This is a genomic window from Bacteroides sp., assembly GCA_036351255.1.
In the GTDB taxonomy this organism is placed as follows: Bacteria; Bacteroidota; Bacteroidia; order Bacteroidales; family UBA7960; genus UBA7960.
In genome coordinates, this window is record JAZBOS010000102.1 from 1 (window position 1) to 22,933 (window position 22,933).

Annotated in this window: 14 protein-coding genes; 11 read left to right on the forward strand and 3 right to left on the reverse strand. The window is 44.5% G+C overall.

What is annotated here, in order from left to right; translation table 11 throughout:
• The coding region (locus V2I46_09980; GenBank protein MEE4177828.1) for a hypothetical protein at positions 1–535 on the forward strand (535 nt) is incomplete at its 5' end.
• A gap of 491 nt (positions 536–1,026) precedes the next feature.
• Entirely contained in the window at positions 1,027–2,022 is a 996-nt protein-coding gene (locus V2I46_09985) for a carbon-nitrogen hydrolase family protein (GenBank protein MEE4177829.1), read from the forward strand.
• A 126-nt stretch (positions 2,023–2,148) separates the two neighbouring features.
• On the opposite strand, the gene V2I46_09990 is transcribed toward V2I46_09985, so the two are convergent.
• Positions 2,149–2,514 carry a hypothetical protein gene (locus tag V2I46_09990; GenBank protein ID MEE4177830.1) on the reverse strand — a complete coding sequence of 122 codons (366 nt, stop codon included), beginning with the start codon at positions 2,512–2,514 and terminating at the stop codon, positions 2,149–2,151.
• Positions 2,515–2,627: 113 nt separating this feature from the next.
• Between V2I46_09990 and V2I46_09995 the strand changes: the two genes are divergently transcribed.
• The 6 genes from V2I46_09995 to V2I46_10020 all read left to right on the forward strand — a co-directional run bounded on the left by V2I46_09995 (position 2,628) and on the right by V2I46_10020 (position 11,154).
• Positions 2,628–3,419: a tetratricopeptide repeat protein gene (locus tag V2I46_09995; protein MEE4177831.1), complete on the forward strand. Its 792-nt coding sequence runs from the start codon at positions 2,628–2,630 to the stop codon at positions 3,417–3,419.
• A gap of 207 nt (positions 3,420–3,626) precedes the next feature.
• The gene (locus V2I46_10000) at positions 3,627–4,754 is read left to right on the forward strand and encodes a linear amide C-N hydrolase (protein MEE4177832.1); all 1,128 of its coding nucleotides are present in this window, start codon (positions 3,627–3,629) and stop codon (positions 4,752–4,754) included.
• Positions 4,755–5,355: 601 nt separating this feature from the next.
• A complete protein-coding gene (locus V2I46_10005) occupies positions 5,356–6,360 on the forward strand; it encodes a potassium channel protein (protein ID MEE4177833.1) in 1,005 nt (334 codons plus the stop codon).
• A 525-nt stretch (positions 6,361–6,885) separates the two neighbouring features.
• Positions 6,886–7,413 carry a hypothetical protein gene (locus V2I46_10010; protein MEE4177834.1) on the forward strand — a complete coding sequence of 176 codons (528 nt, stop codon included), beginning with the start codon at positions 6,886–6,888 and terminating at the stop codon, positions 7,411–7,413.
• Between the two features lie 392 nt (positions 7,414–7,805).
• Positions 7,806–9,662, forward strand: a complete 1,857-nt coding sequence (locus tag V2I46_10015) for a hypothetical protein (protein MEE4177835.1) — start codon at positions 7,806–7,808, stop codon at positions 9,660–9,662.
• Positions 9,663–9,888: 226 nt separating this feature from the next.
• Positions 9,889–11,154, forward strand: coding sequence for a prolyl oligopeptidase family serine peptidase (locus tag V2I46_10020; protein ID MEE4177836.1), 1,266 nt, complete (start codon positions 9,889–9,891; stop codon positions 11,152–11,154).
• A gap of 127 nt (positions 11,155–11,281) precedes the next feature.
• Here the strand turns inward: V2I46_10020 and V2I46_10025 are convergent, their stop codons facing one another.
• Positions 11,282–11,638, reverse strand: a complete 357-nt coding sequence (locus V2I46_10025) for a DUF3127 domain-containing protein (GenBank protein ID MEE4177837.1) — start codon at positions 11,636–11,638, stop codon at positions 11,282–11,284.
• Between the two features lie 88 nt (positions 11,639–11,726).
• Here V2I46_10025 and V2I46_10030 point away from each other — a divergent pair, with 88 nt between their 5' ends.
• Positions 11,727–12,707, forward strand: coding sequence for an alpha/beta hydrolase (locus V2I46_10030; GenBank protein ID MEE4177838.1), 981 nt, complete (start codon positions 11,727–11,729; stop codon positions 12,705–12,707).
• On the opposite strand, the gene V2I46_10035 is transcribed toward V2I46_10030, so the two are convergent.
• A complete protein-coding gene (locus V2I46_10035; protein MEE4177839.1) occupies positions 12,701–13,534 on the reverse strand; it encodes an aminotransferase class IV in 834 nt (277 codons plus the stop codon). The genes V2I46_10030 and V2I46_10035 overlap by 7 nt on opposite strands.
• Positions 13,535–13,825: 291 nt before the next feature.
• Here V2I46_10035 and V2I46_10040 point away from each other — a divergent pair, with 291 nt between their 5' ends.
• Positions 13,826–16,315 (forward strand): T9SS type A sorting domain-containing protein, encoded by a 2,490-nt coding sequence (locus V2I46_10040; GenBank protein MEE4177840.1) that lies wholly within the window; start codon positions 13,826–13,828, stop codon positions 16,313–16,315.
• 127 nt (positions 16,316–16,442) lie between these two features.
• Positions 16,443–22,904, forward strand: coding sequence for a S8 family serine peptidase (locus V2I46_10045; GenBank protein MEE4177841.1), 6,462 nt, complete (start codon positions 16,443–16,445; stop codon positions 22,902–22,904).
• Positions 22,905–22,933 lie beyond the last annotated feature (29 nt).

The following is a 22,933-nucleotide window of genomic DNA, read 5'->3' on the forward strand; positions in this document are numbered from 1 at the left end:
AGATGCGGGAATAACCCAGGCTTACCAGAATATCCGGAAAACCAATTTCTTCGGTTCGCAGTATGACTGGCTGGCCAGGTTTGCCAGCAGGCAAGAGCACCTGGAACTGGGCATGCATACGGATGATACGGCCAATTTTCTCAGGAACCACGGGGCCCTGGTAAAGACAGCGGATGAATTGACGGGGGACTACCACGTGGTGAACCCTGAAAGATCGTCGGATGACCTGGTGAAAGTCTTCGGTCATTTCCGCTTTCCCCTGCTGAACACCAGCAAGCTGGACATGAAGGCATGGGCCGAAGGGACAGGTCTGCTGGACATCATGAACAAGACCTGGTTTTGCCATAAGCCCGTAAAGGACGAGCCCTGCGGGCGGTGCAGTCCCTGCAATTACACGATGAATGAAGGGATGGAATACCGGTTCACTAAGGCCGGGATGCGCAGGTACAAGGTCAGGAAATTTTTCAAATCCATAAAACAAGCCCCTGTCATTCGATCGACCAGGGAAAGGATTAAAATGGCAAGAAATAATTAATGGCAGGAAATTCAAGGTTAAGGTTAAGGTTAAGGTTAAGGTTGAGACGGAGCCCCATGCCCCTTCTAAACCTTAACCTAACCTAAGCAAAGCCGCGTACCGGCGACAGTATGGTAGAATAACAGCCCCCCTCCCCCATTCCCCCATGCATGGGTGGCATTCATAAGAAACAGAAGATCCCCCTTGGTCCTATCCCTGAGTGATCCTCTTACGCTCAAAATCCATGGATCAGATCATTGGGTTTCAATGCCCTGGGAAAAAAACATTGGTGCATGCAGAAATTATTAAAAACAAAACCTATCAATCACATAACCAATAAGTTAATGAAGCTGATAGGGATTTACCGATGAAAAAAAACGGGAATTTTGAACCGGGCATTTATGAAAATTTCTTAAATTTATTGGTAAATAACACCTTAGTGGAGATTAATGCCATTTTCATTCATGAAATAAGTAAGTTCTGTCGTGAATGTTTTAAAAAAAGGATATGCTATGAAAAGGAAACTTTTACAACTGTCTGTTGCTATTAGCTTCATCTTAATAGCAACGATTCCGAGTATGTATGCTCAGAATGATTCCCATAATAAAATAACCATTGCACATCTGCAGTTATTTGCCTTCAATAATAATATAGAGGAAAATATGCAGAAGGCAGAATTATATTGCAGGAAAGCCGATTCTATTGGCGCTGATCTGGCAGTTCTTCCTGAAATGTATAGTATTGGCTGTGGTTATGACGAGCCTGCCGTAATCGAAGACTGGTTAAGCCAGGCAATATCCATAGATGATCCATTTATCAAACATTTTGTTGCTTTGGCAAAAGAGCTGGAGATGGCAATTGCCGTGACTTTTCTTGAAAAGGAAAACATGGAATATTATAATTCGGTTTGTGTAATTGACAGGTTTGGTGAAATTTGTTTAAAACACAGAAAAGTTCATTTATGGGAGCCTTCCCTTGTTGAGGCTGTTTGTACATCTGGAAAGGAATTTAATGTATATAACCTGGACACTAAAAATGGAACATTTAAATTAGGTGCAATGATATGCTCCGATTATTACTTTCCTGAAAGCGGCAGGATATTAATGCTAAACGGAGCTGAGATCGTTATCGTACCCAATGCTGCCCCTTTAAATGACCATTTATTAGCTATGTTAAAATCAAGAGCTGTTGAAAATTCTTTTGGTGTTGCCTTAGTAAACTTTCCAGGTGAAAAAGAATGCCCGGCATATTGCCATACAGGCAGATCAACAGCTTATAATCCATGGTACTGGGGTGAATACCAGATTTTTGAGGCAGATGAAAAAGAGGGGATCTTTATTTCAGAATTTGACTTAACGGAGATCAGGAGATATAGAAATGAATCTTATTTTGGAAACGCTTTTCGTCATCCAGCATTATATAAACCGCTAACAGATACTATAGTTAATGAACCATTTAAGGGTAGAAAGACCGGACTAGGAGTTGATTTCTCTGAAAATAGAAGATAGATCACATATTTTAATGCCACTAACATGGTGAATAATGTATGGGCTATATTTTCGCCCGGTTTATGAGTGTCGGTCGCTTTTTTGTATCTTGCTTATCAAACTAAATGCATTGCAACGCCAACGACATCAAACACTGATACCGTAGTATCCCGCCCTTCCCATCCACCCTTGAAACAGCACCAGGAATGGCTCAATCATCCTGATGCACCCCTCCCCCTTTCCCCCTGCAGGGGTGGCAGTGAAATTAGCCTGAGGAATACCGTGCCACCCCAGCCCCATAAGGTAATAAGGTTTTAGACAGACCTGCTGGTTTGACCTTATTCCCTTAATGTCCAAACTTTTATACCTGAACCTCAACCCTGCCTGCCGACAGGCAGGCTTAACCTTAACGATGAATTTAAAAAACCCTGGATGATCAAGACGGATATATTTAAAAAACCTTAATTTTGAAAAATACAAACCTCCACCTCTCTTGAAAAACAGGGAGTCCAAACATTCCTGCAAGGGTTAATGAGTGACTCGTTTGGTATTTTTTATTGAATGGATGAACCAATCTCAGCCATACAAACAATACAGAAACCTTAATCTAAAAAACAGACCCCAAAATGAAAAACAAACCCGTTTATTTGATTTTGCTGCTGATATTCTTATGCGCCTGCCAATCCGCCAAACAGCACGACGACCAAGCCACCACGCCCCCTGATCAAACCCTTACCGGCAAATGGGTAAGAATGAGTCAGAGCGGGCCCATCAGCTTTGATTTTAAGGAAGACGGACTGGTGGAAGGGGATTTTGGCAACGACCAGACCATTGACGTGGTGGCAAAATATAAATTATCTGGCGACACCATCAAATTCATTGATGAGGAAGGTCAGATGTGCGAGGGATACGGGCTGTACAAGGTTTATCAAACCGATTACTATGTATCGTTCGACCTGATCGATGACGATTGCAGCGGAAGGATCAAAACGACCATGGGATTCTGGACACGCCCTGAATTCAATGATTTCATCCAGGCGCTGGATGGGGAAATAGCCAAAACGCCAAGGCCTGAATTGTATTTAAACCGGGCGAGAATATACCTGGCCACGGGGATGACCCAACAGGCAAAAGCGGATCTTGACACCTATCTATTGACCGACACCCTGGACGCAAGGGTTTATGTAAACAGGGCCGGGACCAGGTTTCCCAGCGACCTGGAAGGGGTGGTATTTGACTGCAATAAAGCCCTGACCCTCGACCCCGCCAATAAAAATGCCTACTTCCTTCGCGGACTGGCAAGATACGAACTGGGCGAACACGAGCAGGGATGTGAAGACTTCAGCAAAGCCATTGAACTGGGTTTCTCCGTTTTAAGAATCGCAGAACAGGAAAGGTGCAAGGAATTCTGGGATTAAAAACAACCAGCCCTGAATCCGGCTTTGACAAGGGGTTTTAAAACTGCAGGGATTTAACGGATTAGGAAACCCTACTTCTTTTTCGTAGATTCGCATCGAGGGATAAGGAATCGTTTCGAGCGCCTGCACTTAAAAGGCCCCAGCCGTTATGTAGTTTTAAGCGTAACGGCTCAATGACTTATCCCCCATTAACCAAAGCCTTTGATTATGAAAAATGGCAAACCAGTAATTATTTTAGCTGTCGTCATCTTATTGAGCCTGATTTCGCCTTCCGTTTATCCCTGCACAACCTTTGTCCTTCATCAAGGCAACAAGATCGTTTTGGGACGTAATCTCGACTGGATTACTGGTTCAGGATTAATGATGACCAATCCAAGAGATCTAAAAAAAACTGCTCTTGTTGACCCCCAGGAGAAGGCCATTGAATGGGTAGCCAAATATGGTAGTATAACCTTTAACCAGATTGGAAGAGATTTACCTTATGGCGGAATCAATGAAACTGGACTGGTAGTTGAACATATGACCCTGGAGCAGACTCAGTATCCAACCAAGGATGACCGCTATGCTATTAGTGCAAACCAATGGATTCAATTTCAGTTAGATAATTGTTCGACCATTGAAGAAGTTATTCATAGTGATACATTGTTGAGAATTGTTGATGCAACTTCAAAATATCATTTTCTCATTAGTGATAAATTCGGAAATGCAGCAACCATAGAATTCCTGGATGGAAAAATGGTAAGCCATTTTCAACATTCTCTTCCCATCCCAGCGCTGGCAAACAGCACTTATGAAAGTTCTTTAGAATGTTACGAAACCAAGGGGGACACTGATTCCAACCGGTCCCTTTATAACTTTTGTACAGTCGCTCAAAAGATTGATAAAAAACAGCATTTATCAAGTGACTCAATAGTGAACGATGCATTTGAATTTTTAAATTCAGTAAATCAAGGACTTGGAACAAAATGGAGTATTGTTTACGATATCACTAATATGAGAATCTATTTCAAGATTTTTGAAACACCCATCATTGCCGGAGCACAAAAAATATTTTTGAAACAAGCGGGACAAGCAGAAATGAAATTTGTTGATTTCAGAAATTTCGATTTTAATTGTTCGGAAAATGTTAAAGTTTTCAATCTTAATGAAAATTTTTCTGGGGCAGTTGATAATCAGTTCGTAAATTACTCAACCGAAATAAATAAAGCATTCATTACAGAAGCATTTACATTTTTCAAGGATTGGGGATTTGACCTGAATATGAGTTCAGAGCAAATTGATTACCTGGCCAAATATCCAGAGACATTTGTTTGTAAGGATGAGAAAAATGAATGAAAATATTATCCCGAAAAATAATCCGAGAACGGAATTCCAGTTTTTTGATGAGGGATTTAAAATAATTGAGGACAAGCGGAAGGAAACCCCGACTTTTATGCTTATTCTGATATACAGTCCATTGAATTGAATAAGCTTTGATACCCCAGGCTGGTTAAATGGTTAAGGAATTTTACTTGGGTGGTCAACGGGGCTCCCCTGGTGGGAGAGATTTCGAAGAAAGCCAATCTCGTCCTTCAAATCAGAGGTACAAAGCTTACCATATGGCTTACCGATCCTGCTATGGTTAATAAAGCAAAAAGGCTGGTGGAGTTGTTAAAGGGTAAAACTGAAATCAATATGCGTTTCTAACAAAACTGGCATTTTTTCATTCTGCCAGGCATCCACTTTTTTCAAGCGATTAATGGATACGGCACCTAAAGGAGGTGCTTTTTTTGATTGAAGGTTCTTTTTTAAAATGGCCCGGAGAGAAGGAGAAGCAATGGTTTCATAGGCAAAGAACAAGATTCCGGGCAATGCGCAGCGGCAACTTTTAGAGAAAAGCTTCGCCAGTGCAGCCAAAAAGCCATATATTTATGCAACATTTTCTGAGTTGTTTTCTATGGAGTCGCACGGGAATCGTACCCTCTACATTGCGTTTGGAATCCTGCTAACCATCATATTCATTGGTATCGTTGGTTATATGAACCTCGAGGACTACTCCTTTACCGAGGCGCTTTATATGACCATCATTACCATTGGCACCGTAGGGTTCAAGGAGGTGCGCCCCCTCTCGCAGGAGGGGATGTGGTTTACCATCGCGCTTATTATTCTTAGCCTCGCCCTTTTTGCCTTTGCCATTTCATCGATTACCCGGCACTTCTCCGAGAGACTGCTTAGCATTTATAATGTCAGGAAAAAAATGGAAAAACAAATATCGAAATTGAAGGGCCACGTGATTGTGGTAGGATATGGCCGGAATGGTTCGCAGGCGGTGGAAGAACTGCTTTCCAGCAACATCCCGGTGGTAGTCATTGAAAACCGGCCAAAAGTCATTCAGTACATCCAGGAAAATCCCAAAATATTGTATATCGATGGCGATGCCACCGACGACAGCGTGCTTCATAAGGCAGGGACAGGGAATGCCAAAGCACTTATCAGTGCCCTGGCCAACGACGCTGACAACCTGTTCGTAGTGATAACCGCCCGTGAAATCAACCCTGACCTGATCATCATCAGCCGTGCCTCGGCCATTGCCAACGATAAAAAGTTAAAGCTGGCGGGTGCCACCAATGTGATATTGCCCGACAAGGTGGGTGGACAGAAGATGGCCAAACTCGTCATTCAACCTGACATCCATGAATTTGTCGAAAAAATTATGCTCCACCGGTTGGGCAATGTTTCCCTTTTCGAAATATCGTGCTCGGGGATAAACGTCAACACCAACAAAACCATCGGGGAACTTCAGATCAGGGAAAAAACAGGGGTAAGCATCCTGGGAATTAAACAAGAGAATGGCCAGTATATCCTTAACCCATCGGCGGATACCGTCCTGACAAAAGGCATTATGCTCTTTGTTCTTGGGAATAAAGAGCAGGTTGGGCATCTGAAAAGCCTTTTGAACTGAAGAAAACAGTCGTTTACAGGTATTGAAACCAGGGATGGCTTTATCTTTCTTTGGAGCTTGCTCGGAGTGTATGCTGGCCAGGAGAATGGCTTTCTATCGCTATGGCCCCTTGCTGAGGTGTTTTTTTAGGGTTTTTCCATCCTGGGTTGGATGGATCATTAGGGGTTTGGCTTTACGGTCCGTGAGGGTGAAATAGCGTTACAGAAAAATGCCCCCCTCCTACTCTGCAAGATTTGTAAGGCTTTCGTTATACTGGCCAATTTTTTCAACCCATATCCCTGGAAAAGAACCCATTAAAATGATCATATCCTTTGATAATTCATATCAATTCCATAAATTTAAACATTTGAATGCATTTTGCTTTCTCAAACCCCTGCTCTGTTCTCTGGGAGCATAGGGTTGATTTCTCAGCGTAAAGAACGGGTATGGCGCCTGGACAAGTTTTCTGGCTCTTCATAAAACCTTCTTAGAGCGCACCATCAATTAAAATAACAGCCTGAAAGGCAGTTAATTTAAACCCATGAAATGAAGAAAGCAATTATCATATTCCTTTTTTTATTCCAGTCATTTTCAGCAAAACCTGATGTGATCTACTTCCCTTACCAATATGCATTTTTGTGTTATTCAATCGAAGCAATCTATAATTATGAAATAGCCATGAACCCCAGCAACACGCTTTGTTTATGGGCTGGAGGAGGTATGGTGGGTTCATTTCTTTTCTTACCATATCCTTTTTTGGGTCTTGAGGGTGCCGTTGAGTTCAGGCACTATTCTGAGGCCCATGCATTCAGGAAATTTTTCATCAGCGGGTACCTCGGAACTGCTTATGTCACGAATTTTCAGCTGTCAAGTATAGGTATCATCCCGGGATTAAAAATTAACTATAAATTTCAGAATGTACCGGAAAGGCTGATCGAACCTTACCTGAGTTTATCTCTTCCGATCAGCTATAGCCTTTATGCTTCTGTGAGGAATTACACTTTCCCTGTGTTGACTGTAGGGGTCAGGTTTGGGTTTTCAAAACTCAGAAACCGGCTTGACCCAAAAGTTTGAAAAACGGGCAAAAACAAGTGGGCCGCAAAAGCTGTATGCTGGGCAGGGGGAACGGCTATCTATCGCTATGGCACCTTGCTGAGGTGCTTTTTTGTGGTTTTACCATGCTGCTTTTGCTATTCAAGAGGGAGTTTGGGGTTAAGCCCCCGGGGGGTGAAAAAGAAAAAACCAATGAATATAATTTCGCCTCTTGGGAATTTATAACAATTCTCTATATTTAAGGCTTGAAAAGCTTTAGCATGAAATGGATCGTAATGATCTTGTCATACGAATGCTCCGGAATTTGGGTGTATTAGTAGGATTTTATCATCGTTAAAAACGAGGTCTTTGCCTTATTGAAGAATAGCTATCACGATTTTGAAATATTCTGGGGTGTTTCAAATATAAAAAGCATGAAAATTTATAGCGATAACATAAAAAAGCTTGATGCCAAATTACTTAAGCTAAGTAAGTTATTAAATCGTATTTCATTTCTCAGGTTATTGATTTTTATTATTTCAAGTATCATTCTTATATACTTGTTTAGTTTAAATTTATTAACTGCCATTCTGATTGTTTTCCCACTATTGATAATAAGTTTTGGTGTTACAATCTCGCATCATAACAAAAAAGCTTTCCTGAAAAAGCATACAGCACTCCTGAAAGGTATAAATGAATCCGAGATTTTAAGAGAAAAAGGTAATCTGGAAGAATTTAATACCGGAAATAAATTTATTAATCAAAATCACCCCTATACCTCTGATCTAGATATTTTTGGACAACACTCCATTTTTCAATTGGTGAATAGAACAACTACAGAGTCTGGCACGATACTTTTATCTGATTGGCTGTCGGAACCTGCACCCAATAATGAAATACTTGACAGACAAAATGCCATAAAGGAATTATCTCCCAAATTGGATTGGAGGCAAGATTTCCAGGCCTCAGGTATGCACTATGAAAATCAGAAAAGTGATTATTATAAATTGTTAGATTGGGTAGAAGCACCTGTGGTTCTATTAAAATATCGACGTATATATATAGCCGTTGCAATAATCCTATCGGTTCTATCATTGCTTGGCTTATTCTTTTTTTTGGTAACCCTGAATTCACCAAACAGGTATATTTATTTATCGCTTTCGCTCTTGATTATTATTTTGTTAATCAACAATATGATTTTAAGAAAAGTAAAACCCATAGTAGAAGAAATCGTTGAAACCTCACAAGAAAATCTTAACACTTTAAAAGGTTATCGGGCACTTATCAATAAAATTGAATGTGAAAGTTTCAAGTCAAAAAAACTACGCCAATTACAATCAGTACTCAAACAAAGCAAATATTCAGCATCCCATGAAATTAACAGGCTGTGCAGTTTACTGGAATTCTCTCAGCAAAGACCTATAAAAAAGATACCAATAGGTGGAAATTACATGTATCCCTTATTCAATAATTTCCTGCTATTAGATATTTACTTGATTATTGGAACAGAACAATGGAAATCAAAAAATAAGGCGTTTTTAAAATCATGGGCTGAAGTAGTTAGTGAGTTTGAAGTAATAAATAGTTTTGCAGGTTTTTGCTATTCAAACCCATCATATACATTTCCGGAAATTACCGATAAAAACAACTTTTTAAATTTTGAGTCGTTGGGACATCCCTTAATACATTCCAATCAACGTGTTTGTAATAATTTTCACTCTGAGGGACAAGGTAATATTGTTATGATTACCGGTTCCAATATGGGAGGGAAAAGTACTTTTTTAAGGGCTGTAGGCGTGAACCTAGTATTGGCTTTAGCTGGGGCTCCTTGTTGTGCAAAATTTGGGCAGGTTACGAACCTGAGATTATATACAAGTATGAGAACCCAAGATAATTTGAAAAAAGGAATCTCTTCTTTTTATGCAGAATTAAGCAGAATTGAAAAGATGCTGAAACTGATAGAAAGTAGTCACAATGTATTTTTTCTTTTGGATGAGATGTTTAAGGGTACAAACTCAGAAGATAGACATAAAGGAGGTTTTTCATTGATTAATCAAATAAGTAAGCTCAAAACGTCAGGAATTATTGCAACACACGATATTAAACTTGCAAAACTATCGGGGAATAAAATGTTAGTTACAAATTATAGTTTTAATAGTGAGATTAAAAATGATTCAATGCATTTCAGTTATAAGCTTCAACCCGGTATTTGCAATGACTTTAATGCAAGTGAGCTAATGAAAAAGAGCGGAATTAAAATTTTATCCGATATTTCTGATGAACGGAATTAATAAGTAAAACCTGAAATCGGTAAAGAAGCATTAGACTACATACAAAACGCCACACAACATGGTATAGCCAAAAATATCGGGCATGGTGGTCGTTTTATCCCACACATGCGGGACTGATCCGCCTGGGACTTTGCCATGATTGGTAATACCGAATCAGGCAGGTCAGCCACTGAGGCAAAACCAGGACTGTTATGGGCAAGCATTCCAAATCAAAAAACATAAGGTTATGAAAAGTATAATTAAAGTCAATCTTATACTTCTATTACTTTCTTCGATTTTCATTCCATTAAATGCACAGGATTACGCAATACCGCATCGCTTTGTTGACAATTATTACTTCAGAAGCCGTGATATTCAGGTTGACAAAAATATAATTTATGGACAGGCCGAAAATTACAAGGGACAGACCGAAATCCTTGACCTGGATCTCTATTATCCATCTGCGGCTGTTGACTCTCTGAAAAAAAAGCCCCTGATTATGCTGGTTCATGGAGGGAGCAAAGGAGATAACTCAAGGACAGAAAAGTACTGTCCGCTTTTTGCCCAAAGAGGATTTGTGGTCTGTAATATCAACCGAAGGAAAGGCAGGAAGAACAATAAGGAATCTGAGATTTTAAAAGAAGCATACAGGGCAGTGCAGGATGCCCATGCTGCTTTAAGGTATTTAATATCCAATGCACAAAAATATGGTATTGATACCACTGCAATATTTGTTGGTGGAGTAAGCGCAGGAGCTCTCACGGCAATGGGGATAAGTTATATGAATCAAACTGACTTTGATAATCATTACCCGGAGATTACTCGGGAACTTGGACGAATCGATAATTCAACAAATGATTTAAATACAAAGTTTTCTGTCAGGGGAGTGATTAATATGTGGGGACAAATTGCGGATACTTCATTCATATCTCATGAAGAAGCCCACCATATTCCCGTAATTATATTCCATAGTACAGCTGACAGTTCGCAAAGTCCTTATGAAAAAGCCTTACAGTTGGTTAATCGATTTAAGAATCTTGGTGGATGTTACCAGCTTCACACCAGTAGCGGTACGGGACATACTGAAGGCATTTCAAAATATTATATCGCAGAACAAACCGGATGTTTCCTGAAATGTGTTTTATGTAATTCATGTATTTCACTTGTAACCGAAGTTAATAAGGAAGATTTCAGTTGTTTTGATGCTTTAACAATTGATAATTCTAAATATCACAGGTCTTATATTAAGCCAGATCCATTAATCATGATCCAATATGAAGGTATTTATAAATCTGAAGGAGGGAAAATAAAAATTGTTTTAGAAAATGAACATTTATTTATTGTAGATGAACAAAATGGGTTTAAAGCTGAGATGCATCCAGAATCAGAAGATGATTTCTACTTGAGAGATGATAATATTCAGTTTACCTTTATTAGAAATGAAAATGGACAAGTAAATGGATTGACTTTTTTCATCGATGCTAAAGAAATAAGTGCAAAAAGGATAAGATAATGCTAGTCCATAACATGCAGGGAAATTCGCCCGCAATCGACAACTTTTCAAACGGTAAAAAAATCTGAGAAAAAAAACGGCTGTCCCTTTTTAAGGGAGCAGCCGCTAAACTTTTTGCACGACGGGCTTAGAACGGGAGGTCGTCCTGGCCTTCGTAGGGTTCCAGCGGGGGTTCACCCGGAGGGGGAAAATCGGGGGCTTCATTGCTGCCGGTAGCAGCCTGCACCTTGTCCACTTTCCAGGCTTTCACCGAGGTGAACCATTTGCCGTTGTATTCGCGGCTTTCTATATCGATGGAGGCTGTGACCTCTTCGCCGGTTTTCAGGGCTACCTGGTCTATTTTGTCACCCCAAAGGGCGATGCATACTTTCCTGGGGTACTGCCCGGGCACCTCAAGGATGAACTCCTGTCGGCGCCAGATTCCGTTACGTCCCTGCCCGCTTTGTTCGGTTAAAATCTCAACTACTTTGCCGGTGATTTCCATTCTTCATTAATTTTGAATATCAAAAGGCTCAAAAGTACAATTTATTTCGCAAAGGGCCCGGCAAATCTTATTCAAAAAAAGCCCGGATATGTTAACATTATTAAGGTTTCAAAGGGTCTGCATGGTTTTTTCTTTATTGCTTTTCCTGATGATGGTGTCCTGCCAGCCGGGTAAAAAAGCAACCCAAAGGAGCACTCTACCCTTTTCAAACAGTCGATTCAGCATAGTTGATGGGGTTCGGCTGCATTACCGGACCTGGTCTGCCGAAGGGGACATTCGGCGGGGGACGGTATTACTAGTGCACGGTTTCAGCGGTTCAACCTTTTCTTGGGAAAGAACTGCACCGGTTTTGCAACAAGCAGGTTTTGAAGTGGTAGCCATCGACATCCCGCCCTTTGGTTACAGCGACAAATCGCCCCGGCTGAATGCCTCGGTCACGGCCAGGGCAGTCTTGCTGAAACAATGGCAGGACAGCCTTTTTCCCGGAAGGGAATGGCACCTGGTGGGGCACAGCATGGGGGCTGGCATCGTGGAGGCCATGGCCCTGATGTATCCTGAGCAAACCCTCAGCACCGTGTTTGTGGCCGGGGCAGTTTTCGGCCAAGTAAATGCCGCTGAACCGCAGCGTCAGTCCCTGCTAAGGTTCAAACCAGTCCAGACCCTGATGGGTAACCTGGCCGAAGCCTGGTTTATCACCCCCCGTCGCATTGGCGGTTTACTGGAATCGGCCTACGGCAGTCCGCCAGGACGCGAAGCCATCATGGCCTATTACCATCCGCTGCAAATTTCGGGGACGGCCAGGGCTATCCTTGCCGGCTCCGTCGGTAGTTATGATATCACCGACCTGAAGGCACAGGATTTGCAAGGGCCCTTGCTGGGCATCTGGGGCGAAAACGATACCTGGGTGCCACTGGAGGGCAGGCACAAGGTGCTTGACCAGATGCCAGGGATAAAAATTGAAGTAATTCCCGGGGCCGGGCACAACCCAATGGAAACCCATCCGGATGCATTCAACAAGATCCTTCTGGAGTTTCTAGCACCTCTGGCGACCCTGAAAACGACCTACTGAAGCCTTGCACGGCGCAGGTATTCCTCCACTTCATGGTTGAAAGCGGCCTGCAGCTTGCGGATCATGGGAAGGTCGGGCGGATACAGCCATTCGTCAATGCGGAATGCGGGCAATACCTTGCGTGAGGTACCGGTGATGAATACCCCATCCTTTTCGGCCAGGCTGCTTTCGGGAACTTTCTGTTCCTTCAGCGGAATATTCAGGTCGCGGCAAAGCTTCACCACATGCTTGCGGGTGACTCCGGGCAGAACATCCTCAATGGGCGGGGTGATGAGCTCATCGCCACAGACAAAAAACACGTTTGACCGGCTGCCCTCGGTAATGCATCCCTGCTCGTCAACCAACAGGGTCTCATAAACCTGCTGTTCCTGCTTGATGGCATTGGTATCGCTGCGCAGGCCAACATCCATCACCTTGGCATTGGGGTTGTTCCTGATGCCCTGGTGAAGTGCCAGGGCTACCCCATGCTCAAACTGTTCATCGCTTGGATACTGGTGCTCCATCACATAGATCAGGAAAGCGCCAACCTCATCCCCTTCATCCGGAAGCACAACAACCTTGATGTTGCCCTCATTCAACTGGTTGGCATCAATTAGTTTCTTCACCTGATTAATAAAATCACCGGGAACAATATCTACAGAAAGGCCGCTCAATTTAACGGTCTGCCTGAGCCGCTCCTGGTGATCGTCAATAAACAAAGGAATCCCCTCAATCACCCGGAAAACCTCATAGACATAATGGGGTTTGGATAGAAAGTCGCAGGCGAAGGAAGTGGCTTCAAGCAACTGCCCGTTGCGTAAAAAGTATTTGCCGAGACATTCAGCCATGGCCTGATTTTTGCGGCAAAGGTAAGGGAATTTACAAACCTTCTCCACAAGTAAAGAAGCTTAATGCTATTACTTTCAAGGATAGAATTATTAATGAAAATTAATCCCCATTAAGTTTATTAATTTTTTTATTATTGCAGATGCATTTTTCTTCATGCTTGGCTTTTTTTGAGTATCGGAGAATTCCAAGCGATTGTTTGCCCTATTAAAAGGAATTTCCAATCAACCGACTTTTCTTTTCAACTTATTATCAACCAGAATCCATTATTATTAACCAAAAAAACATAACCAATGAAGAGAATTTTTACTTTTTTTGTCGTTTTGTTTATCTCCGCGAGTGTTTTCGGTCAGCAGAACCAATTCCGCTGGGCCACGACCGCAGGCGGAACCTCGGCTGATTTTGGCGAGGGTGTTGCTACCGATCAAACAGGCAATGCCTATATTACCGGTACTTTTCGCTATTCGATGAACCTTTTGGGTACTGAAATTGTGCCTGTGAGTCAGCAAAACACCATGTTCCTGGCCAAGGTTTCCCCTGAAAAGGAACTGGCATGGGCCGTTACAGCCGAAGCTGACGGAACCACAGGGGCAGGTGGATTTAAAACCGTTTACAAAAACGGATATGTATACCTGATGGGTGACTTCAGGGGCAACGCCACCTTTTTCTCCTCTGATTTTTCGGAAACCACCCTGGTATCAGAGACCCGTGCCCTGTTTATTGCAAAATATACAGAGAATGGCATCCTGGAATGGGTCCGTAAAATGGAATCGAGCAATTCCATTGGCATTATCCTGACCGGGAGCGCCAATAACCTGGCCGTGGATGATGCGGGAGCAGTTTATTTCAGCACCCACTTTAAGAGCGACATCAATCTTGACGGAACAATGGTGATACCAGATCCGGAAGGGTTGAATACCAACTATTTCTACCTGGCGGCTAAATTTGATGCCCTGGGTGCTTATCAGTGGCATTGGAACTCGACGCATACGGGTGACGACAGGGGGCAGGACATTGCCATTACTCCTTCGGGGAATGTCATTTTCTCGGTAAAATATGCAAGTGCATTAACTGTCAATGGGGTTACCACCGAAAATGCTACCGGTGGGATGGCTATCATTGAAGTGCAGGCCGATGGGACCTATGTCTGGGATCACCATATCCTGACTTCTTCTGCCATAGCAAGTCAATCGATCATTACGGCCCTTGAAACCGATGCCGACAATAACGTATACATAGGCGGGCAAAACCGGACCACCCTCACTTGGGATACGGAAACGGACTTTGAACCTGTTAACGCTTCCTATCTGAGTGCCTTTGTCATCAAACTCAACGCAGAGCGGGAAATCGTATGGGCCAACTTTTTCGGGAACCCAGACTATAATGACAACCTCTCGGCCGTAAAGATATCGCCGGAAGGGAAAATTTATGCTGCCGGCGTGGTCAGAGGAACTGTTGAATTCAATGAGAACCTGAGCATCACCACCAATGGAGATGCCAATGATATTTTCTGGGCTGCCTTCTCCCCTGAAGGCATAGCCATTGAAGCGGGTACCTTCGGGGGCACAAGCGCCGAGATCTGCAGCGATATGGCCATTTCGCCCAACAATGACATTTACCTGTTCGGGCGATTCCAGAATGAACTGGTGGCCGGCGAAGAGAGCTATAACTCGGCGGGCAGTTTTGACTTCTATCTGATCAAAATGGGGGACCTGAGCGATAATGCCCTGCTTTCGGAAATCCTCATCAATGAGGTCGCCCTGGAAGGCTTTGATGCGGAAACGTTTGCCTATACCGTTTCACTTCCTGCCTTTTCTTCTGAGATCCCAGTGGTTTCCGCCACTGCTGCAGATGAGACAGCAGAGGTCACCATTGTTCAGGCTGTTAACATTGACGGAACAGAGGCTGAACGCACCGCTGTGATCAGCGTGGTTGCTGAAGACCCCGAGTTTACCAGCGAATATACAGTTACTTTCCGGGTGATGAGCAGTGATGCCAGCCTGACGGATATCTTGCTTGACGGCATTTCGGTGGAAGGCTTTGATTCAGAGGTGTATGAATATTATTTTTCGCTGGCTAACGATGAGCAGATCCCGGAAGTGACGGCATTTCCTACTGACGAAAATGCCACAGTTACAATAGGCGAACCCATTGAACCTACCGGTGAAGAGATCTACTGGGTGGTTGAAATTGAGGTCACTGCAGAAGACCCGCTTTACAGCTCGGTTTACACCGTATCGTTCAGATACATGGAAACCAATGCCAACCTGGCGGAGATCACCCTTGACGAGGTGGCCCTGGAAGGTTTCGATCCGGAAATCCTGGATTACGAGGTGACCCTTCCTTTGGGTTCTACTGAAGTTCCGGTGGTTGATGCAGTGGCTGCCAATGAAAATGCAAGCGTAGACATTACCCAGGCCACTGATCTGCTCGGAGATGAGGCAGCAAGGACCGCAACCATTGTAGTCACCGCCGAGGATGAGGATTATTCGCAAACCTATACCATCGTTTTCGATCGGGATGTAACAGGTATCGACAACCCTGGTTCAACGGAATTCAGGGTTTTCCCCAATCCTACTATCGGTTTACTCAATATTACGGGAATTTCGAATACAGTAAAAGCCATCAGTTTGCACAATATTACAGGCCAAATCATTTGGAACAGCCTTGAAATAGATCGTTCAGCCCAAATAGACCTCGTGGATATGCCAGGGGGCATTTATATGCTGCGCATCGTTCACAACCATGGCAAAGTTGAAGTCATCAAGGTTATCAAGCGATAATTTTCAGGATCAGGCTGTGAAAGAGTGACTTTCACAGCCTGATCTTTCTTTTGCCCTTTCATTTTTCCTTCAGATAAAAATTTTTATCCTTACCGTGATGAAACGTTTTAAAAAATCCTTGCCATGGATGGGCTTATTCTTCCTTTTGTTCAGCGGCCCATCTTTGCAGGCCCAAATGGGCGAACAGGAAGTGCTGGAAGCCATCGATAAAAAACCATTGGAACGCTTGTGGGTTGAGCAAAGCGCCAAATGGGAGATCTTTGGCGAACAGGTAATCCGGTTCAACCAGCGCCAAAGCGGCATGGGTACTTTTCTGGATTCCCTGAAGGTCATCCGACTTATGGGTTTCAGTAAAAGCGGGGCGCCCATTTATTATCAGACCTACAACCTGGATGCAGCCAATTCCATTGGCACCAGCCGGCTCTGGACCGGTGGGCTGTCTGAACTGAACCTCAATGGGGAAGGGATAACGCTTAACGTCTGGGATGGCGGTTCCATCCGGGCTACCCACCAGGAATTTGAAGGCAGGACTACGCAAATGGACGGCACCCCGATCATGAATGGGCATGCAACCCACGTTGCAGGAACAATGGTTGCCGCAGGAATTGTGCCCACGGCCAGGGGCATGGCGCCATCAGCCAGTTTGCACGTTTATGATTTTAGTAACGATGAGGAAGAAATGATCGAGGCAGCCGCCAACGGCGCCCTGGTTTCTAATCATTCCTACGGGAGATCCACGGGCTGGGGCTTTCATACCAACCAGTGGTGGTGGTATGGCGACACCCGGATCAGCAACACCACTGACTATAATTTTGGATTCTACAGTGAGGAAACAAGGGTACGGGATGAAATTACCTATTTGGCCCCCTATTACCTGCAGGTGCATGCGGCAGGGAATGACCGCCTGGATATCGGGCCGGCGCCCGGCGAGGAGCACAACGTGTTTGACAACGACCTAGGGATTTGGATCAAGTCAACCGACATCAGGGAACGCGATGGCGGGGAGGAAGGCTTAGACTGTATTTCTACCCTGGTGCTGGGAAAGAATGTCCTGACCATTGGATCAGTGGCCGATGTAATAGAATACACCGGTCCGGAAAGCGTGGCTCTGAGTGAATTCAGCAGCACCGGTCCTGCTGATGATGGCCGGATTAAACCTGACATTGTGGCCAATGGTCAAGGTTTGCTTTCCACCTGGGTGGACAGCAACACCAGTTATGCAGGGCTGACAGGAACCTCCATGGCCGCTCCCTCGGTTACGGGTTCCCTGGGCTTGCTGCAGCAACTGAATAAAAGGCTTACAGGGAGCTTTCTGCGGGCAGCCACCATCAAGGCTCTGGTCATTCACACCACCCATGAGGCAGGACCACATCCCGGACCAGATTATCAGTATGGTTGGGGCCTGGCAGATATTGAAGCTGCCGCGAAAATCATCCCGGAAAAGGGAAACAATACTTTAATTGAAGAAAGAAATTTGGTGCAGAATACGGTGCCAACCTATTCAAAAACCATTTATTCTACAGGGCAACAACCTTTGGTGGTGACCCTTGTCTGGAGTGATGTCCCGGGCGTACCGCTGGAGCCAGCACTGAACGACCGGACACCCCTGCTGGTCAATGATCTGGATGTCAGGTTGACCCGTATCTCAGACGGGCAGGTCTTTTATCCCTGGCAACTGGATCCGGATAACCCGTCAGCACCTGCAACCCAGGGAGACAATCTTGTTGATAATGTAGAAAAAATTCAAATCCTAGCCCCTGAGCCCGGCCAGTACCAGGTAGTGATTTCCCATAAGGGCACCCTGGTTGATCCGGTGAATGCTACCAACAAAAGGCAGCCCTTTTCGCTGGTGGTTTCGGGCGTTGCCGAGCGCGCCATTGACATGGCAGTAAACAATGCTTTTGTATTAGGTTCTGGTTGCGATTTAGGTGTCAATACCCCTGCCAAAATCATCATCAAAAACAAGGGACAGCAAAACGCAACCGATATCGAAGTTAACTTTTTGGTCAGGAATCCGGAAGGAGAAACCCTGGATAGCGGATCAGAAGTAATCTCGGAACTGAATGCCGGATTGAGCGCGGAAGTAGAAGTTGAAATCAATCTCAGCCAGGGATTGCAGTTTGAATTTGAGGCCTCTGTTAATTATCCCGGAGATCAGTTACCGGCAAACAACACCTTCACCAGGGAAATCATCAGCGAAAACTGGGTGGTAAGTGACGAAAGCTATCATACAAGCTTTGAAGGAATCCTTTATCCTGAAGACATTGGCTGGAGTACTATTAATAACAATGAGGATGAGGCCGGCTGGGGCTTGCGCCTTGCTACTGCACCCTCGCAATGGGCAAGCGACGGAAGCAATTCAATCCGCTATGGCGTTTTCGACACCAGCGGAGAGCTTCAGGTACCGGTGCAGGCCGATGACTGGCTGGTTTCGACTTGCCTTTACCTATATGCCAGCGAGACTTACCGCCTGAACTTTGATTACCGATCCTGGAATATTGATTCACCCGCCTCTATGAGGGTGATGATGGGTTTTGGAACCAGCCCAGAAGACCTGGATACTGAACTCATCTTCCTGGAAAATTTTTCCATGGATGCCTACGAAACCGAACAGATCCAGTTTACAGTTCCCGAAAACGGCACTTATTACCTTGCTTTCCATGTAAACAGCCCGCCAGATCACAATTTTGTTTACCTCGACAACATTACCGTGGAAAGAATGGTGTTCACCGATATTGCAGCCGCGGGGATAGATGTAAATGCTGAGGGATGTGAATTTTCGGATGAGACCCCGGTGACCATTACCTTTTCTAATCCCGGAATGGAAGCACAGGGGAATTTTGGCGTGGAGTTGATCATTACACATGAAGGTACTGCTGCACAACAGATTATCCCTTATGAATTTCAGGAAACCCTCGAACCTGATCAAACCTTTAGTGTGGAGTTATTGGCCGACATGGACCTCTATGGGAAATACGACCTGCAGTTGATCACCCAGCTTGAGGGTGATGAAAGGCCTGAAAACGATACCCTCAACATTGTTGCCAACAATACCAGTGTAAACCTTGCCTCAGGAAATTATTTCACTGACTTTGACGGTTATTCCGGGCTGGAGGAGATTGGCTGGAGCGCATACAGCGGAACCGAAGATCAAACCGGTTGGCGGTATTACTCGGTTCCGGGGCAAGCTTACTCCCCCCCCAACAGCCTCAATATGTACCGGGGGGAGCTAGATCCCGTGGATGAATGGGCCTTCTCCAATTGCCTTAAAATGGTTGAAGGAACGTTTTACCGGGTCAAATTTTATACCGCAACCCAGGGAAGCGACTCCGAAGAAATGTTTAGCGTCCACCTCATGGATGAACCCAGTCCTGAAGGCTCCCTGACCCTTCTCGGCGACGTTTGGGTCAACAGTGTGGATTACGTCAGGGAAGAGTTTGTATTTCAGGCACCTTACACAGGAAATTTCCACATCGGATTATTCACTGACTTTGTGGGGCTCAATACCTTCCAGATCTTTGTAGATGATTTTACCGTAGAATCCTTGCTGGACCGCGATGCAGAAGCTTTGGCCATTCTGCAGACGACATGGGGTTGCAATACCTTCACTGAAGAGACCCCGGTTAAGGTGGTCATCGAGAACAAGGGGCTGGAACCCCTCGTAAATGTCCTGGTGGAACTGACCGTTGAGGCGGAACCGGAGATCCTGAACACCTATCCCCTGAATTCAACGGCAACTTTAACCACCACTGAACGTGATACGCTTACTTTCCTGGTAGATCTTTCGCAATTGAATACAATTTACAGCCTCACTGCAGAAGTCATTCTGGCGGAAGATCAGGACCTGACAAACAACAGCCAATCGAAATTCATTCGGAATACCACCGTTGACCTTACCCAGGGCCATGTTTATTATAATGATTTTGAGCTGGAGCAAATTGACGGTACCACCGGCATGGTGGATCCCACCTCTGGATGGTGGTATGAGAACACCAACGATGACATCGATGAAACCGGAGAGTCCATCACTTGGATCATCCGTAAGAATGAATCCTTTGCCCACAGCGGAGAGATATCCATGCGCAGTGGTAGGAGCCTGACGGAACCAGCGGATGACTGGTTGTTTTCAAACTGTTTGATCATGCAGGGAGGCGAAAGTTATCTCCTTTCATTCCATTATACCGGAAGAACCTCTTCCAGTGAGGAAAAAATGTCTGTTGCTTTTGGAACAGATCAAACTTCGGCATCCATGGGACAGTTCCTATGGTCTGAAACATTTAAGCTAGGTCTGGATTATCAGCGAGGTGTGGTAGCTTTTACTCCGCCTGCCGACGGGACTTATTATATTGGATTTCACGCTGAAAGTGAGGCCAATCAGGGCTGGATATACCTGGATGACTTTGAAGTTATGAAAAATCATGATGTAGATGTTTCATTGGAGGCAATTGATGTACTGGCTGAGCCTTGTGCTTTCTCGGAGGAGACCCCTGTTCGCGTTTCTATCCGGAATTCAGGAAACCTGGCTCTTGACCATCCCGTCACCCTTTCCTGGCAGGTTCTCGATCCTTCAGGTAACCAGGCAGGCCAGGGAGAAATACTGATTGAGGAACCACTTGGACTTAATGAGGCCTATTTCGTGGACTTGGTTGCTGATTTGCGCTTGTACGGCTTCTATACCATCCAGGCGTCAGTAAGCTTGCCTGAAGGGATAACAGAACCCGAAACAGGCAATAACAGCAAAGAAGAAAAAGTCCTAAACAGCTCCCTGAACCCGGAAGCCGGAGATCTTTACCTGACCTTTGAACAGTTCGAAAAGTTTGAAGAGACAGGCTGGTCAGTTTATGATGTTAATAATGATGGCAATACCTGGGATCTCGGTATAAACTATACTACCTATTCTTTCTCGGGAAACAGAGTTATGTACTACACTTACAGTTCTGTTAATGATGCCAATGACTGGTTGTTCTCAGGCTGCGCGAACCTGAAGGCTGACACCATCTACAACGTTGGATTCTATTATCGGGTTTACAGTGGCGACCACCCTGAAAAAATAAGCTTTGGAATTGCCAGTGAACCCAATCCTGAAAGCCTCATCGAATTTCTCGAGGTCCAGGAAGAACTGGTTAACTACCAGTACCGGCGGGTAATCTACTCCTTCAGTGTAGAAGAAGATGGCCAATACTATTTTGCGTGGCATGCACAGAGCCAGAAATTTATGCGGTTCCTGTTTGTGGATGATTTCTCATTGCAAAAGGCCAAGGCATTGGATGGCACTGTTCACGACCTGTTTGCTGCGGCCGAGGGTTGTAATTTTAACGAGGAAACACCATTGCTGGTTAAATTAGCCAACCTTGGAAGTGAACCCTTACCAGAAGGGATCCTGGAGCTAAATATTCAGAGGCCTGAAGGAAACCAGTTTTTTGAAATTCCTACCCCCCAGATTCAGGTAAAGGGCATTATAGAACTGAATACCAGTGCAGACCTTTCCGCTTACGGGAAGCATACCATTTCCTATAATTTGCAGGTTCCGGATGATCAGCAACCCGCAAACAATTCTGGGTACAAAAACTTGTTCAATACTCGTTTGGAGCTTGACCAGCCCGGGAAGTGGAACATCCAAGATTTTGAAACCATTTTTGCGATGCGCGAAATAGGTTGGCAAATCTTCAATTTAAACCAGGACAACCGTTACTGGGGCTTAAGGGTAAATGACCCCTCATTGGCAAACAGCGGACACAATTACCTGGTGTACTTCACTGGCAATACAACTCAAGTTGCCAATGACTGGTTAGTCAGCGGCTGCTATTTCCTTGAGCCCGGGAGAAAATATACTGCTGGTTTCTTTTACCGTCTGGGGTCGGGAGTACACAGGATGCGCCTTGCCAGGGGGCTACAGCCAGTTCCAGAAGCACTGGAAGAGACCATCTGGGAAGCCACCAATCTTACGGTACCTGAACACAATGACTATATTCCTGTCAGCGGAATCTTTGAGCCTGTGATGGCAGGGCCGCATTATTTCGGCATCAAACAATTCAGCCTGGCGGGACAGGGCTCTTCCATTCTGGATGACCTGGTGATCATCGCCCAGCCCGATATCCTCCCCGTGGAAGATATCATTGACTTTGGGCAGGAAATAACTCTGACTGCCTTGGGAAGTGATTCCCTTCGCTGGTATGCTGATGCCGCCCTTACCCAGGAAATCGGCTCTGGGACCAGCCTCACCATCACAGCCAACTTCAACAGCCATTTCAATATCTATGCAGCCGAATTTGTTTATGGCATTATGGGACCGGCTGATACAATTACGGTGCAAATGTCCGTGGGAACAGAAAACTTCCAATTGCCCGGAAAGCAAAACATTTACCCCAATCCAGGGAAAAACACCATCCATATCCTGATCGGTGATCAATTTACTGGTGAATTGATGGTGGAATTTTTTGACATCATGGGTAATAAGGCAATGACACGTAAAGAGCCTGTTGCTGAAAACTTGATGAACCTTGAAATTGCTAACCTCCCTGCGGGCATTTATTTGGTCCGTATCACCGATGGCAAGCATTTTGCCCTGGGCAGATTTGTTAAAATGTAATTGCCTTTTTTTTGAAATTTAAAAACAAA

Excerpts from the sequence above, each read along its gene's own strand:
- V2I46_09985 (MEE4177829.1), top strand. The coding sequence starts at position 1,027 with ATGAAAAGGAAACTTTTACAACTGTCTGTTGCTATTAGCTTCATCTTA.
- V2I46_09995 (MEE4177831.1), top strand. The coding sequence starts at position 2,628 with ATGAAAAACAAACCCGTTTATTTGATTTTGCTGCTGATATTCTTATGC.
- V2I46_10000 (MEE4177832.1), top strand. The coding sequence starts at position 3,627 with ATGAAAAATGGCAAACCAGTAATTATTTTAGCTGTCGTCATCTTATTG.
- V2I46_10005 (MEE4177833.1), top strand. The coding sequence starts at position 5,356 with ATGGAGTCGCACGGGAATCGTACCCTCTACATTGCGTTTGGAATCCTG.
- V2I46_10010 (MEE4177834.1), top strand. The coding sequence starts at position 6,886 with ATGAAGAAAGCAATTATCATATTCCTTTTTTTATTCCAGTCATTTTCA.
- V2I46_10015 (MEE4177835.1), top strand. The coding sequence starts at position 7,806 with ATGAAAATTTATAGCGATAACATAAAAAAGCTTGATGCCAAATTACTT.
- V2I46_10020 (MEE4177836.1), top strand. The coding sequence starts at position 9,889 with ATGAAAAGTATAATTAAAGTCAATCTTATACTTCTATTACTTTCTTCG.
- V2I46_10025 (MEE4177837.1), bottom strand. The coding sequence starts at position 11,638 with ATGGAAATCACCGGCAAAGTAGTTGAGATTTTAACCGAACAAAGCGGG.
- V2I46_10030 (MEE4177838.1), top strand. The coding sequence starts at position 11,727 with ATGTTAACATTATTAAGGTTTCAAAGGGTCTGCATGGTTTTTTCTTTA.
- V2I46_10035 (MEE4177839.1), bottom strand. The coding sequence starts at position 13,534 with ATGGCTGAATGTCTCGGCAAATACTTTTTACGCAACGGGCAGTTGCTT.
- V2I46_10040 (MEE4177840.1), top strand. The coding sequence starts at position 13,826 with ATGAAGAGAATTTTTACTTTTTTTGTCGTTTTGTTTATCTCCGCGAGT.
- V2I46_10045 (MEE4177841.1), top strand. The coding sequence starts at position 16,443 with ATGGGCTTATTCTTCCTTTTGTTCAGCGGCCCATCTTTGCAGGCCCAA.